The following is a 12,793-nucleotide window of genomic DNA, read 5'->3' on the forward strand; positions in this document are numbered from 1 at the left end:
CTCGACGCCGCCGGCAATGCGGCGGTTGCCGATGATGGCGGCATCAGCGCCCAGCTCATCGCGAACCAGCTTCATGGCCTGACGCATATCGGCGGCGAAAAAACGCTTAACTTGCATAAACCACTACCTCAGCCGTTGGGCCCTACTGTCGCAACGATGGTCACTTGCTTGTTGTCCGGTACTTCCTGGTAGGCCAGTACATGCAGGCCTGGCACTGCGAGGCGACCGAAGCGCGAGAGCATCGCGCGAATCGGGCCTGCTACCAGCAGGATCACCGGTTGGCCTTGCATTTCCTGACGCTGGGCCGCTTCGATCAACGAACGCTGCAGCTTCTCGGCCATGCTCGGCTCCAGCAGAACGCCCTCTTCCGAGCCTTGTCCTGCCTTCTGCAGACTATTGAGCAATATCTGTTCCAACCTTGGTTCCAATGTGATTACAGGCAGCTCGGACTCAGTGCCTACAATGCTTTGGACGATTGCACGGGATACGCCGACCCGCACAGCGGCGACCAGCGCGGCGGTATCTTGACTCTTGGCAGCGTTGTTCGCGATCGCCTCGGCGATGCTGCGAATGTCGCGCACCGGCACGTGCTCGGCGAGCAGCGCTTGCAGGACCTTGAGCAACTGCGACAGCGAAACCACGCCCGGCACCAGCTCTTCCGCCAGTTTCGGCGAGCTCTTGGCCAGCAATTGCATGAGTTGCTGCACTTCCTCGTGGCCGATCAGCTCACTGGAGTGCTTGTACAGAATCTGGTTCAAGTGGGTGGCGACCACGGTGCTCGCATCGACCACGGTGTAGCCGAGCGATTGCGCCTGGGCGCGCTGGCTGATTTCGATCCACACCGCCTCCAGGCCAAAAGCCGGATCTTTGGCGTTGATACCGTTGAGCGAGCCGTACACCTGGCCCGGGTTGATCGCCAGTTCGCGATCCGGGTAGATCTCGGCCTCGGCGAGGATCACGCCCATCAGCGTCAAGCGGTAAGCGCTCGGCGCCAGATCGAGGTTGTCGCGGATGTGCACGGTCGGCATCAGGAAGCCCAGATCCTGCGAGAGCTTCTTGCGCACGCCCTTGATCCGCGCGAGCAATTGCCCACCCTGATTGCGGTCCACCAGCGGAATCAGGCGGTAGCCGACTTCCAGGCCGATCATGTCGATCGGCGTCACGTCGTCCCAGCCCAGCTCTTTGGTTTCCATGGCGCGTGCCGGCGACGGCAGCAGTTCCTGCTGACGCTTGACCTCTTCCAGCGCCACGACCTTGGCGACGTTCTGCTTCTTCCAGAACAGGTACGCGCCGCCCGCAGCCAGCGCCGCCATGCTCAGGAAGGAGAAGTGCGGCATGCCCGGCACCAGGCCCATCACCGCCATCAAACCAGCGGCCACGGCCAGCGCTTTCGGCGAGGCGAACATCTGGCGGTTGATCTGCTTGCCCATGTCTTCCGAGCCGGAAGCACGGGTTACCATGATCGCCGCTGCTGTAGATAACAACAGTGATGGCAATTGCGCCACTAAACCGTCACCGATGGTCAGCAAGGCGTAAACCTTGCCCGCATCGCCGAAGCTCATGCCGTGCTGGAAGATACCAACCGCCATGCCGCCAATGAGGTTGATGAACAGAATCAGCAGGCCGGCGATCGCGTCACCACGGACGAACTTGCTGGCACCGTCCATCGAACCGTAGAACTCCGCCTCTTGGGCGACTTCCTGACGGCGCGACTTGGCCTGGTTCTGGTCGATCAGGCCGGCGTTGAGGTCGGCGTCGATCGCCATTTGTTTGCCGGGCATCGCATCGAGGGTGAAACGCGCGCTCACCTCGGAAATCCGTCCGGCACCCTTGGTCACCACGACGAAGTTGATGATCATCAGAATCGCGAAGACCACGATACCGACCACGTAGTTACCGCCGATCACCACCTCACCGAAGGCCTGAATCACCTTACCGGCAGCGGCGTGGCCGTCCTGACCGTGGAGCATCACCACCCGCGTCGAGGCCACGTTCAAGGCCAGCCGCAGCAGCGTCGCCACCAGCAGAATGGTCGGGAACACCGCGAAATCCAGCGGCCGCAGCGCATACACGCAGACCAGCAGGACGACGATCGACAGAGCGATGTTGAAGGTAAAGAAGACGTCGAGCAGGAACGGCGGTACCGGCAACATCATCATCGCCAGCATGACCAGCAGCAACAACGGCACGCCCAGATTGCCTCGACTGAGGTCGGCAACGTTGGTGCGTGCTGTATTGAATAACTGAGTGCGATCCACCGGTTTTCCCCGTTCCTTTAAAGCAAACTTTTGACGCCCCGAACGGGCGCAGGGCGGCTATTGCAAGAAGCTTTCCAACTTTTGCCGGGGAATGAAATAGAGCGGTTTTACTTGGGATTATCGACTGATTGGGCTGACCCCTTCGCGAGCAGGCTCGCTCCCACAGTTTGAAATGCATTCCCAATCGGACATTTGGAATACGGCCCCTGTGGGAGCGAGCCTGCTCGCGAAGAGGCCTTCGAATGCGGCGCATTTTTTCGATTTAAACGAAGCTGTTTAAAAGACACCTGCAGACACGGTCTCAAGGCTACAAATCCTTGCGCCATTGCCTACAGCCAAGCCAGAATCCGCCGGCTTGTGCACCTGGGGGTCGGGTTCTATCGTGGTCCGGTCGCTGACGAATCAGCGATCGGGTTTAGCGACTCGAACTCATGTCAAAGGTGCATCAGCGTTCCAGGCTTCGTTGCGGATCTGTATGTTCGCGATTTCGTCATGGTGGCTGTATGCGGGAGACCTTCGGGTCTGCCGGGTGCCTTTGACCGGTTCGCTAACCCGCGTACAGCCGCCACCCTCCCTGTTTAGCGACAGGTTGTAGCGGCTCCACTTCAAAGGAGCTTCACCATGATCAAACCCACACCCAACCCACCCGAATCCGACCCGACCTCCCCCTACGAATCCCTCGACTCAAAAAAACTCCACCAAGCCGCCGATCGCGCCCTCGACCACTACCTCTGCCCACCCGGCTCCACCCCGCCACCCTTCAGCCCCCGCGCCATGTACGCCGTCACCGCCGACACCAAAAACGAAGACCTGCTGGCCAACGCCTGCGAAACCCTCGCCTCGGCCAAAACCATCGCCCAGGAATTCGCCGGACTGGTCAAACCATCCCAGCGCCGAACCCTGATGGGGATTGCGCAACTGATCATGCTCGGGGAATTGGCGGTGAATCGGGTGCTGGATAATCTGGAAATGCCGCAGTAGCGCGGCGTCACGATGATCGTTCCCACGCTCCGTGTGGGAACGATAAGCGCAGTATTCGGCTACTGCGCAGTCAGCATCTGTTTGGCCGTGATAGTGCCGAAACCCAATTGATTGCGATCAACATACTTCACACCTCGAAGCACCGATTGGCCTTCAACCTCTACGAAATCCTCGTTCATGTACATGAGCACGACCTTGGTCAAAGGTGCAGTGACATCAGGAGCGGCGAGGTCACTTTGCAACAGGTTTAACGCCCAATGAAACTGCAAGAGGGGTAAATCTGCGATCCTGATCGTTCGACTTTCATCCACCAGTCGCAAATCCCTGCTTGCAGTGATACGCAACTTTTGCCCGAACACCTCAAACGCAGGCTTGCTGTAGCGCACCGCCAACTCCACACCCGTGGCCCATTGATCCATGTAATAACGTGGCGAGGTGAACAGTTCGAACAAGTCCATTTTGTCGCGAATATTTCCTGCGCTATCGAACAGGTAGTTATAAGAATAGTGGTACGCCAAGCCGTCAAGTTCAGGTCTGATGGCGTTAACCGGGTTGTTCAGGTAATCAGGGATATAAACGTTAGCCATCTGCACGAAGTGAGTGAAATCCAGATCGAGGTCAAAGCTCACCGTGTAACGTATGGATCGCTCCTTTGGGTTTTCCTCCAACTGCCCTGAAACGTAGTCCAGCGTCATTCCTTCAAGTTGTTTATAGATTCGCTCTGCCATGATCTTCGTCTCTGCGCTCAGGGATTATTCCCGAGTGCATAGCAACGCGGCTGGGGAGCGGCGTCTACTGTCAGAGTTGACAGGTTCCGAGACTTTCCAGACAAGCGGTAACCATCAGGAATCCCGACGCAAATCCGGCGGAATCGGCAAATCATCCTTCAACGGATCCGGCCGCTTGCCCTTGCCTGCCTGGTGCTGGCGGATCTGGTAGACGTAGGCCAGCACCTGCGCCACTGCCAGATACAGCCCGCCAGGAATTTCCTGCTCAAGCTCAGTTGAGTAATAGATCGAGCGCGCCAACGCCGGCGATTCAAGCAGCATGACGTTGTTGGCCACTGCGATTTCGCGGATTTTCAGGGCGATGAAGTCGCTGCCCTTGGCCAGCAGCACCGGCGCGCCGCCCTTCTCCGAGTCGTATTTGAGCGCGACGGCGTAGTGGGTCGGGTTGGTGATGACCACGTCGGCTTCGGGAATCGCTGCCATCATGCGCCGCTGGGACATTTCGCGCTGGGTCTGGCGAATGCGTTGCTTGACCTCGGGGCGGCCTTCCTGGTCCTTGTGTTCGTCGCGCACTTCCTGCTTGGTCATCTTGAGCTTCTTCATGCTCTCCCAGATCTGCACCGGCACGTCGACGGCGGCGATGATGATCAGGCCGCAGGCCAGCCACAGCGTGCTCCAGCCCACCAGCAACACGCTGTGGATGATCGCCATGTCCAGTGGTTCGTGGGCAATGCGCAGCAAGTCGTCGACGTCGGCGGACAGCACCAACAGCGCCACGCCCAAGGTAATCAGAAACTTCGCCAGGGCTTTGAGCAGTTCGACCACAGCCTTGAACGAGAACATCCGTTTGAGGCCGGCGGCCGGGTTCATCCGGCTGAATTTGGGTGCCAGCGAACTTGCCGCGAACAGCCAGCCACCAAGGGAGATCGGCCCGATGATGGCGGCGAGCAACAGGGTGATCATCACCGGCTGAATCGCCAGCAAGGCGATCAACCCTGACTCCAACAGAAAACGGCCCATCGCGCCCTGATCCATGACCACTTCGCGGGACAGGGTGAAGTTCAGGCGCATCACGTCCATCATTTCTTGCGCAAGCATGCCGCCGAAAATCAGCAGCGCAGAGGCGCCAGCCATCATCACGGCGAGGGTGTTGAGTTCTTTGGAACGGGCGATTTCACCCTTCTCACGGGAGTCCTTTTTGCGTTTCTCCGTGGGGTCTTCCGTTTTGTCCTGACCGCTTTCGCTCTCTGCCATGACTCAGCGCGCCCGTGCCAGTTCGCGTAGCAACTGCAAGGCCTCGCTGGCCAGCGGTTGATACTGGTTGAGAATGTCCGCGAGCCCCACCCAGACGATGAACAGGCCGAGCACCAGGGTCAGCGGAAAACCGATCGAGAAGATGTTCAGTTGCGGCGCGGCGCGGGTCATCACGCCGAACGCGATGTTGACCACCAACAGTGCGGTGACGGCCGGCAACACCAGCAGCAGCGCGGCGCCGAGGACCCAGCCGAGTTTGCCGGCCAGTTCCCAGTAATGCGCAACCATCAGACCGCCGCCGACCGGCAGCGTGGTGAAACTTTCAGTGAGGACTTCGAACACCACCAGATGGCCGTTCATCGACAGGAACAGCAACGTCACCAGCATGGTGAAGAACTGCCCGATCACCGCCACCGAAACGCCGTTGGTGGGGTCGATCATCGAGGCGAAGCCCATGCCCATCTGGATCGCGACGATCTGCCCGGCGACGGCGAATGCCTGAAAGAACAATTGCAGGGAAAAGCCCAACACCGCGCCGACCAGAATCTGCTCGCCAATCAGCAGCAGGCCGCTGAGATCGAGTGGGCTGACGGCGGGCATCGGCGGCAGCGCCGGGGTAATGACCACGGTAATCGCCACGGCGAAATACAGACGCACGCGACGTGGAATCAGGGTGGTGCCGAACACCGGCATGACCATCAGCATCGACGCCACGCGAAACAGCGGCAACATGAACGACGCCACCCAGGTGCTGATCTGGGTGTCGGTCAGCTGTAGCAGCGATTGCATGGCTTAGCCGATGACCATCGGAATGTTTTTGTAGAGCTGGATGATGTATTCCATGAACGTCTGCACGATCCACGGACCGCCGATGATCAGGGTGACCAGCATCACCAGAAGACGCGGCAGGAAGCTCAGGGTCTGTTCGTTGATCTGCGTGGCCGCCTGGAACATCGACACCAGCAGGCCGACCAGCAGGCTCGGCACCACCAGGATGGCGACCATCATGGTGGTCAGCCACAGGGCTTCACGAAAGATATCGACCGCGACTTCCGGCGTCATGGCGAAACACCTCCAAAACTGCTGGCCAGAGTACCGATGATCAGCGCCCAGCCATCGACCAGCACGAACAGCATGATCTTGAACGGCAGCGAAATGATCAGCGGCGAGAGCATCATCATACCCATGGCCATCAGCACGCTCGCGACAACGAGGTCGATGATCAGGAACGGAATGAAGATCATGAAGCCGATCTGGAAGGCGGTTTTAAGCTCGGAGGTCACGAACGCCGGCACCAGAATGGTCAGCGGCGCCTGATCCGGGCTGGCAATGTCGGTGCGCTTGGACAGGCGCATGAACAGCTCCAGATCGCTGGTGCGGGTCTGCGCGAGCATGAAGTCCTTGATCGGCACCTGGGCCTTTTCCACCGCTTGCTGGGCGGTGAGGGTTTCCGCCAGATACGGTTGCAGCGCGTCGTTGTTCACCCGGTCGAACACCGGCGCCATGATGAACAGCGTCAGGAACAGCGCCATGCCGGTGAGGATCTGGTTCGACGGCGTCTGTTGCAGGCCGAGGGCCTGACGCAGGATCGAGAAGACAATGATGATCCGCGTGAAGCTGGTCATCAGGATGACCGCCGCCGGAATAAAGCTCAGCGCGGTCATGATCAGCAGGATCTGCAGACTGACCGAATATTCCTGCGCGCCGTCGGCATTGGTGCCCAGCGTGATCGCCGGGATCGACAACGGATCGGCGGCGAACGCCAGCGGCGCGGCCAGCAACAGGACCAGCGTCAAGACGATGCGGAGCGCACCCATTACTTCGTATCCTTTTGGTCCTTGCCAAGAATCTTCAGCAGATGCTGAGCAAATTCCGGCGTCGCTTTTTCGCTGGCAGTGGGGACTTCGACCGGCTCTTTGAGCACGTGCAGCGCGGTGATGGTGCCGGGGCTGAGGCCGAGCAGAATCTGCTCGTTGCCGACCTGCACCAGCATCAAGCGATCACGCGGACCGAGCGCGCGGGAACCGATCAGCTCGATCACCTGGCCCTTGCCCGCCGGCCCCGCCTGTTGCACGCGGCGCAACAGCCAGGCGAGGAAGAAGATCAAGCCCAGCACCAGCAGCAAACCGAACACCAGTTGCGTCAACTGACCGGCCACGCCGCTGTTGACCATCGGCGCGGTGGCGGCAGGCGCGGCAGTGGTTGCGCCCGGCTCGGCAGCCAGCACGCTCAGCGGCCACGCCAGCAACACCCAGAGAAACCTTTTCACTCAGCGCAGCTTCTTGATGCGTTCGCTTGGGCTGATCACGTCAGTCAGGCGGATGCCGAACTTCTCGTTGACCACCACTACTTCGCCGTGGGCGATCAAGGTGCCGTTGACCAGCACGTCGAGCGGCTCACCGGCCAGACGATCGAGCTCGATCACCGAACCCTGGTTGAGTTGCAGCAGGTTGCGGATGTTGATGTCGGTGCTGCCGACTTCCATCGAGATCGACACTGGAATGTCGAGGATCACGTCCAGGTTCGGACCGTCGAGGGTCACCGGATCGTTGTTCTTCGGCACGCTGCCGAACTCTTCCATTGGCAGACGGTTGGAGCTGGACGTGCCTGCGTCGGCAGCCAGCAGTGCATCGATGTCAGCCTGGCCGGCATCACCGGTTTCTTCCAGGGCCGCAGCCCATTCATCGGCCAGTGCCTGGTCGTCCTGCGCGTTCATATCGTCGTTCATCATGTGTCCTCGGCGGGCAACAATTCGGTTAAATACGGGAGTGAAAAGCGCCGTCTCAGCGACGCTCGATCGGCTCGATCACCTGCAACGCGAGGTTGCCTTTGTGCGAGCCCATCTTGACCTTGAAGGCCGGCACGCCGTTGGCGCGCATGATCATGTCTTCCGGCATCTCGACCGGGATCACATCGCCCGGTTGCATGTGCAGGATGTCGCGCAACTTCAACTGGCGGCGGGCTACGGTGGCACCGATCGGCACGTCGACATCGAGCACGTCCTGGCGCAGGGCGTTGACCCAGCGCTCGTCCTGATCGTCGAGGTCGGACTGGAAACCGGCGTCGAGCATCTCGCGCACCGGCTCGATCATCGAGTACGGCATGGTCACGTGCAGATCGCCGCCGCCGCCATCGAGTTCGATGTGGAAGGTGGAGACCACAATCGCTTCGCTCGGGCCGACGATGTTGGCCATGGCCGGGTTCACTTCCGAGTTGATGTACTCGAAATTGACTTCCATGATCGCCTGCCAGGCTTCCTTCAAATCGACGAAAGCCTGTTCCAGCACCATGCGCACCACGCGCAGTTCGGTCGGGGTGAATTCCCGCCCTTCGATCTTGGCGTGACGGCCGTCGCCACCGAAAAAGTTGTCCACCAGCTTGAACACCAGTTTGGCGTCGAGGATGAACAGCGCGGTGCCGCGCAGCGGTTTGATCTTGACCAGGTTGAGGCTGGTGGGCACGTACAGCGAGTGCACGTATTCGCCGAACTTCATCACCTGCACGCCACCGACGGCCACATCCGCCGAGCGGCGCAGCATGTTGAACATGCTGATGCGGGTGTAGCGGGCAAAGCGCTCGTTGATCATTTCCAGCGTCGGCATGCGTCCACGGACGATGCGATCCTGGCTGGTCAGGTCGTAGCTTTTGACACTGCCGGGTTCGGCAGCATTATCGGTCTGTACCAGACCATCGTCGACGCCATGCAAGAGCGCATCGATTTCATCCTGGGACAGCAGATCCTGCACGGCCATGTCGTGTTCCTACTGCAGTACGAAATTAGTGAAAAGCAACTGTTCGATGACCACTTTGCCCAGTTCTTTCTGCGCCACTTCCTGGACGCTGGCGGTGGCCTTCTGGCGCAACATCTCTTGCCCGACCGGTGTCGCCAGTGTGGCGAAATCCTGACCGGAGAAAAGCATCACCAGGTTGTTGCGGATAACCGGCATGTGCACTTTGAGCGCGTCCAGATCGGCCTGATTACGCGCCAGCATGGTGATGCTCACCTGCATGTAGCGCTGACGGCCGTTCTGGTTGTAGTTAGCAACGAAGGCCGGCGCCATCGGCTCGAAAATCGCCGCCTGCTTGCCGACCGGCGCTGCTTCAGCGGCCTCCGCAGGCTTGCTCTGCGCGCCGTGCATGAAGAACCAGGTCGCCCCGACGGATGCACCAATGGCCACCAGCAACGCCAGCACGATCACGATGATCAGCTTGAGTTTGCCTTTGGTTGCGGGGTCTTTTACTGCTGCAGCTTCGCTCTTCGCCATGCCAATAATCCGTCACTAATCGGGGGTTTCACAGTCGCACGGCAAGGCAAGAGCAAGTGTTATGCCAGAAGTGTCGGAGGTCGAGAACGACGCTAAAGTCAAAAGCACCCTCACCCCAGCCCTCTCCCGGAGGGAGAGGGGGCCGACCGAGGTGTCAGACGTCAAACATCGACCTGAAAGACCGAGTCGATTATGGATTCACAGCAGAAGTATCCGGTCGGCGTACTTCGCGAGCATCCCCCAGTCAGTCCCCTCTCCCTCTGGGAGAGGGCTAGGGTGAGGGGCTCTTGATTTTGCTCAAGCGTAATAGTCGACCGCGCTGCTGCCGATCACGCTGGTGGTTTGAGCGGCGGTTTCAGCAATGGCGGTCGGCGCCAATTCCTCATCCGCCGAATCCAGGCGTCCGCCGGCAGCGCTGGTCCGACCACTCTGGCCCTGCTGCGCCTGCTCCTGGCCTTGCTGCCCCTGCCAGCCACGGTTCTGGTCGGCGACGTTGACGTCGACCTGGCCCATGCCCTGCTGGTTGAACATGTCGCGCAGGCGGTGCATCTGGCTGTCGAGCGCTTCACGCACGCTTGGGTGCGCGCTCATGAAGGTAACCTGGGTCTGCTGATCGGGAACCATGTTCACGCGGATATCCAGACGCCCCAGCTCCGCCGGCTGCAACTGAATGTCGGCGGCCTTCAAGTTGACGCTGGACAGGTACATGACGCGGTTGACCACTTCTTCGGTCCAGCCGCTCTGGTGCATGGCGATCGGCTGATTCACCGGCAGCGCATTGGCGGTTTTCGGCGTAGCGGCCTGGGTCAGTGCCGCGAGACGGTTGGCGAAGTCGTCGACACGGGTGTCGCTGGTGGCGGACTTCAGATCCTTCAGGCCATCGTCGATCAGCCCGCTGAAAGCTTGTTCGCCGCCTTGGCTGGTGCTGTCCTTGTCGGCCTGCACGTCGAGCATGCTCGCCATGCCGGCGGCAAAGTTCTGCGCGGCGGTCAATTCACCGTCGGCCTGAGCCTGAGCAGGCGAGGCTTTCGGTTGCGCCTGGCTGGCGGCAGAAATATGCCCGCCCTGCTCCATCGCCATGCGCACGGCCGGCAGGGAATCGAGCGGGTCGGCTGTCGGATCAAATTCGCTGTCGGTGGCCGCCGGATCTTTGACCATGCCAGCCACCACTGCCAATGCCGGGGTTTCGGTTTCGGCGTGGGCTGGGGTTGCGACTGCTGGAGCCTGCACGACAGGCGCCGCCACCAACGGCTGAACGACTTGCGCCAGGGCCGGATCAAGCGCCGGGTCTACAGGCGCGGCATCGGCCACAGGGGTTTGTACCGTTTCAGTGGTGTCATCGGCAGTGGCAGTCGCGTCGTCGCTCGCCGCCGCTTTGTCGGCAGGCAACGCTTTGCCGCTATCGGCAACTGCTGGCTCGGGCGCGGCAGACTGATCTTTGCCGATATCCTCTTTGCCGCTGCTGTCCGCGACCTTGTCGCGTGCCGGCTTGACTGAATTGTCAGCGCTCACGGCAGGCTTGGCCGGCGCCTGATCGGCAAACACTCTGGCGAAGCTGGAAGCCTTGTCCCCGGCGTCTGCGGCCATTGCCGACGATTTGGCAGAGGCGGCTTGCGCCTTGGCCTGGGCGGCGGTCTGAAGAAGAATGTTGGGGGTCGCAGGCATGACACGGTCTCCGCTGCACTGGGATCGTAGGTACAGTTGAGCAAGATGACTGCAAGTGCCGGGCCAGTTTGGCCAGACACTTGCGAAAAGCGCCGGGCGGCAGCTTCAGTGGATGTGGGCGTGGTGCTTTTCGCTTTCGTACACCGGGCGTACTTCGGCGAATTCGGAATGGATATCGGCCACCAGTTGAGCGAGCGCTTCCGGACTTTTGTCCTTGGCATTCGACTCAAGATCCTGGCACAACTCGGCCAGTCGAACCGCGCCCATGTTGCTGGCACTGCCCTTGAAGCTATGGGCTACATCGGAAAGCGCTTTGGCGCTGGTGCTGTCCTGCAACTCGTGCAGGCGGCTTTGCGAATCTGCCAGAAAAGTCTCCAGCAATTCCGTATAGCCGTCCTCCATCACCTCGCGCAAAGTATCGAGGACTTCGCGATCTACATGTGGGTCTGTCACTTGCTCACTCCTTGATCAAGAATGGGCGGATTATGCCTCAATCTCCCAGAAAAACTCCACGCTGGCACTACGACCCTGGTCTGACCAGCTGGCGTTGCGCCCCAGTTGCCGGACCAGACCGATGCCGCGTCCCGACAAGCGGACGTTATCCACGGGCCGCTCCATGACCCGCGCCACATCAAAGCCCTTGCCGCTGTCCTCGACACGAATGACCAGCCGCCCACCCTCGCCTTGCGGCTGGACCTGCAAATGCACGCGCACGAAACCGTCTTGCAGCGCCTCCAGTCGCGCCGCGCGCATTTCATAGTAACGGGCGAAACCTGCCGCATCGCGTTTGAGGCTGGAGTCCAGCCCGAGTACGCCATGCTCCAGGCCATTGGAATACAGCTCGGCGAGCACGCTGTACAGCGCTCCGCTTTGCGCGCGCAGGCCATGCACCTCAAGCAGCAACTGCAAGAGGAACGGCAACGGATTGAAGCGCCTGAGCGTGGCGCCGCGAAACTCGAAACTGGCCGACCAGTCCAGCGGGCACGACTGGCCGCTGTCGGAATACACCGGCGCCGCGCCGTGGGCCTGCGCCGACTCAAGCAGACTGACCTCGACCATGCTCACGTCATCACGGGCCTGCCCGCGAAAATCGCGCAGTGCCTGTTCGATATCCTCGAACAGCCGATCCGGCTCGCGGTTCGCCGCAAACACCTGCTGCAAGCGCTCGACGCCGAACAACTGGTCATTGGCATCGCAGGTATCGATCACCCCGTCCGATAACAGAAACACCCGATCATCGACGGCCATCGGATACACATCCGTACGGTCATCGAAGGCTTGCGCGCTGAGAATCCCCAGTGGCAAATGCCGCGCCGGCAACGGCACGCGCTCGCCACTGGCCATGCGGTGCAAGTAACCGTCGGGCATGCCGCCGTTCCACACCTCCACCGAACGGCTCTGGAAACTCAGACTGAGCAAGGTGGCACAGCAGAACATGTCCACCGGCAGGATGCGCTTGAGCTTGGCGTTCATCTCGCGCAGAGTTTCGGCCAGGCCATAGCCCTTGGCGGTCATCCCATAAAACACTTCGGCCAGCGGCATCGCCCCCACCGCTGCCGGCAAGCCATGCCCGGTGAAATCGCCGAGCATGACGTGCATGTCACCGGCCGGCGTGTACGCCGCCAGCAACAAGTCACCGTTG

At 60.6% G+C, this 12,793-nt stretch carries 15 protein-coding genes; 1 reads left to right on the forward strand and 14 read right to left on the reverse strand.

Annotated features, from left to right (window positions below):
- Both OQK_RS30935 and flhA read right to left on the reverse strand, forming a co-directional pair.
- On the reverse strand, positions 1 to 117 hold a 117-nt coding region (locus OQK_RS30935; protein WP_238537206.1), incomplete at its 3' end, for a hypothetical protein.
- An 11-nt stretch (positions 118 to 128) separates the two neighbouring features.
- Positions 129 to 2,258, reverse strand: a complete 2,130-nt coding sequence (gene flhA / locus OQK_RS03050) for a flagellar biosynthesis protein FlhA (protein ID WP_016771062.1) — start codon at positions 2,256 to 2,258, stop codon at positions 129 to 131.
- Between the two features lie 621 nt (positions 2,259 to 2,879).
- Between flhA and OQK_RS03055 the strand changes: the two genes are divergently transcribed.
- The gene (locus tag OQK_RS03055) at positions 2,880 to 3,239 is read left to right on the forward strand and encodes a DUF6124 family protein (protein WP_016771063.1); all 360 of its coding nucleotides are present in this window, start codon (positions 2,880 to 2,882) and stop codon (positions 3,237 to 3,239) included.
- Between the two features lie 59 nt (positions 3,240 to 3,298).
- Here the strand turns inward: OQK_RS03055 and OQK_RS03060 are convergent, their stop codons facing one another.
- The 12 genes from OQK_RS03060 to OQK_RS03115 all read right to left on the reverse strand — a co-directional run.
- Positions 3,299 to 3,967 carry a hypothetical protein gene (locus tag OQK_RS03060; RefSeq protein ID WP_016771064.1) on the reverse strand — a complete coding sequence of 223 codons (669 nt, stop codon included), beginning with the start codon at positions 3,965 to 3,967 and terminating at the stop codon, positions 3,299 to 3,301.
- Between the two features lie 114 nt (positions 3,968 to 4,081).
- Positions 4,082 to 5,221: a flagellar biosynthesis protein FlhB gene (gene flhB / locus OQK_RS03065; RefSeq protein WP_016771065.1), complete on the reverse strand. Its 1,140-nt coding sequence runs from the start codon at positions 5,219 to 5,221 to the stop codon at positions 4,082 to 4,084.
- A gap of 3 nt (positions 5,222 to 5,224) precedes the next feature.
- On the reverse strand, positions 5,225 to 6,010 hold the full coding sequence (fliR, locus tag OQK_RS03070; RefSeq protein ID WP_016771066.1) for a flagellar biosynthetic protein FliR: 786 nt from the start codon (positions 6,008 to 6,010) through the stop codon (positions 5,225 to 5,227).
- Positions 6,011 to 6,013: 3 nt separating this feature from the next.
- Positions 6,014 to 6,283: a flagellar biosynthesis protein FliQ gene (gene fliQ / locus OQK_RS03075; protein WP_016771067.1), complete on the reverse strand. Its 270-nt coding sequence runs from the start codon at positions 6,281 to 6,283 to the stop codon at positions 6,014 to 6,016.
- Positions 6,280 to 7,038, reverse strand: a complete 759-nt coding sequence (gene fliP, locus OQK_RS03080) for a flagellar type III secretion system pore protein FliP (protein WP_016771068.1) — start codon at positions 7,036 to 7,038, stop codon at positions 6,280 to 6,282. The genes fliQ and fliP overlap by 4 nt, the downstream gene beginning before the upstream one ends.
- The gene (gene fliO / locus OQK_RS03085; protein ID WP_016771069.1) at positions 7,038 to 7,490 is read right to left on the reverse strand and encodes a flagellar biosynthetic protein FliO; all 453 of its coding nucleotides are present in this window, start codon (positions 7,488 to 7,490) and stop codon (positions 7,038 to 7,040) included. Before fliO ends, fliP begins: the two co-directional genes overlap by 1 nt.
- Complete coding sequence (fliN, locus tag OQK_RS03090; protein WP_016771070.1) at positions 7,491 to 7,949, reverse strand: flagellar motor switch protein FliN; 459 nt, start codon at positions 7,947 to 7,949, stop codon at positions 7,491 to 7,493.
- A gap of 55 nt (positions 7,950 to 8,004) precedes the next feature.
- On the reverse strand, positions 8,005 to 8,973 hold the full coding sequence (gene fliM / locus OQK_RS03095; protein ID WP_003222890.1) for a flagellar motor switch protein FliM: 969 nt from the start codon (positions 8,971 to 8,973) through the stop codon (positions 8,005 to 8,007).
- A 9-nt stretch (positions 8,974 to 8,982) separates the two neighbouring features.
- Positions 8,983 to 9,486, reverse strand: coding sequence for a flagellar basal body-associated protein FliL (fliL, locus tag OQK_RS03100; RefSeq protein ID WP_016771071.1), 504 nt, complete (start codon positions 9,484 to 9,486; stop codon positions 8,983 to 8,985).
- A gap of 297 nt (positions 9,487 to 9,783) precedes the next feature.
- Positions 9,784 to 11,151 carry a flagellar hook-length control protein FliK gene (locus OQK_RS03105; protein ID WP_016771072.1) on the reverse strand — a complete coding sequence of 456 codons (1,368 nt, stop codon included), beginning with the start codon at positions 11,149 to 11,151 and terminating at the stop codon, positions 9,784 to 9,786.
- A 105-nt stretch (positions 11,152 to 11,256) separates the two neighbouring features.
- Entirely contained in the window at positions 11,257 to 11,604 is a 348-nt protein-coding gene (locus OQK_RS03110) for an Hpt domain-containing protein (protein WP_016771073.1), read from the reverse strand.
- 30 nt (positions 11,605 to 11,634) lie between these two features.
- Positions 11,635 to 12,793, reverse strand: a 1,159-nt coding sequence (locus OQK_RS03115) for an ATP-binding SpoIIE family protein phosphatase (protein ID WP_016771074.1), incomplete at its 5' end; no start/stop codon positions are given.

Source organism: Pseudomonas sp. R62 (assembly GCF_000257605.1).
In the GTDB taxonomy this organism is placed as follows: Bacteria; Pseudomonadota; Gammaproteobacteria; order Pseudomonadales; family Pseudomonadaceae; genus Aquipseudomonas; species Aquipseudomonas atacamensis.